The organism is Nocardia sp. NPDC003693, from assembly GCF_053981095.1.
On record NZ_JBSFNO010000086.1, the window covers coordinates 1 to 1460 of the forward strand.

At 66.2% G+C, this 1460-nt stretch carries 1 protein-coding gene; it reads left to right on the forward strand.

Features of this window, described 5'->3' with window-relative positions; all coding sequences use genetic code 11:
* The coding region (locus ACWDOP_RS38965; RefSeq protein WP_456349089.1) for a DUF222 domain-containing protein at positions 1-1211 on the forward strand (1211 nt) is incomplete at its 5' end.
* Positions 1212-1460 lie beyond the last annotated feature (249 nt).

The window sequence follows — 1460 nt, forward strand, 5'->3', positions numbered from 1 at the left end:
TGCTGTCGACGGTGTCGGCGGGTTCGAGCACCCGCCCGCCGAAATTGCCGCTCGTAGCTAAAGCGCAACGCGCCGGAGAGATCTCCGCCGATCACGTGAAGGCCATCCACGACGCGCTCGAACGGATCCCCGACGCCGCCGGTCCGGAAGTCAAAGACCACGCCGAACAACACCTCACCTCATTCGCCCGCGAAGGCGACCCGAAAGGTGTGACCAAACTCGGAGTCCACATCCTGGCCCACGTCGACCCCGACGGGCGATTGACCGAAAACCGGGACCGCCAGCGGGTTCGGAGCATCAAGATCGGGCACCAGGGCATCGACGGCATGTACCCGATCTCCGGATACCTCACCCCACAGCTGGGGGCGGTCATGATCCCCATGTTCGAGAAATTCGGACGACCCGGCATGTGCAACCCCGACGACCCCGAAAGCCCCTGGACCACCGCTGAACTCGGTCTCGATACCGAACTCGATGACGGCGACGACACCGGTGATGATGACGCCAAGGCCGACGACCCTTCGCTGAGCCCGGCCGAACGTGCCCGCGCAGCCCTTCGCGCGAAGCTCCGCGCGGCCGCCAAGCGCGATCACCGCAACGCCGAACAGCGCAACCACGATGCCCTGCTGGTGTTCTTCCGCCCCGACATGGGACCCACGCGTCTGGGATCGCATCGCGGACTTCCGGTCTCGACCATCATCACCATGAGCATCGACGACCTCGAGAGGCGCGCCGGGGTAGCGACCACCGCGACCGGCGGCACGATGTCGATCACCCAAGCCCTCCAGGTCGCCAGGAACTCCACCCCGTATCTGGTGGTGCTCGATCGCAACGGCCGCCCACTGCACCTGTCGCGAGGGCAGCGTCTCGCCAACCCCGCACAGCGGTTGGCGCTCACCGCCACCGAACGCGGGTGCACGCGCCCGGGATGCGACGCGCCAGCGAGCCGCTCGGCCGTGCACCACATCCGGGAATGGGCCGATGGCGGCGAAACGGACATCGAGAACCTGACTTTCGCGTGCGATGCCTGCCACGCCCAGATCAACACCGGCCCGAACGGGTGGGAAACGGTTGTGATGGGCGAGGATTCGGAGAATCCGGGCAAAACCGGATGGATCCCTCCACCACACATCGACCCCGCTCGGAGACCTCGTGTGAACTTCCGTCATCATCCCCAGTTTCCGGGTATTCCCGCGCGATGGCGCTGTTAGCCATCCCGGCCCCGGGATATCGAGTCTCACCGCCGTTTCCACTCTGCCTCTTCGGCTTTCCCATGCCGAAGGGGCTCCTCGCGCGCCCAAGCCCTGGCCCGTTCTTCACACCCGTGCGGCTGGTGCGTCCACACGCATCGCTGTTCACGCCCGTGGCCGACGTAGCCCACACCCACACCCACCCCGCATCTTCCAGCGGGGTTCGGGAGAGCAGGCAAAACAGATGCGGCAGTGCTGGTTACCTCGCCT